Source organism: Acinetobacter halotolerans, assembly GCF_004208515.1.
Lineage (GTDB): Bacteria > Pseudomonadota > Gammaproteobacteria > Pseudomonadales > Moraxellaceae > Acinetobacter > Acinetobacter halotolerans.
In genome coordinates, this window is sequence record NZ_SGIM01000047.1 from 1 (window position 1) to 215 (window position 215).

Annotated in this window: 1 protein-coding gene; it reads right to left on the reverse strand. The window is 50.2% G+C overall.

What is annotated here, in order from left to right:
- On the reverse strand, positions 1-215 hold a 215-nt coding region (locus tag EXE30_RS15820; protein ID WP_130163209.1), incomplete at both ends, for a type VI secretion system Vgr family protein.

A 215-nucleotide genomic window follows, 5' to 3' on the forward strand; every position in this document is an offset into this window, starting at 1 on the left:
ATCGCGCCCCATTGGTCAGTGCGTAGTTCAAAGCCTTCGCCTCGGTCTTCGCTTTCTGCTTGGGCTTTAGGGTGGCTGAGTTTGCCGAGATTGAGTTGGCTGGCTGCATGACTGCTTTGTAATTGTGCACTGATCTGTCCAGTGGTGTCATCAAAGCGGAGTTGGTTGTATCCTGAGCCTTGGTATTCTTTGGATTTGATCCCTGCCAGTTTTTT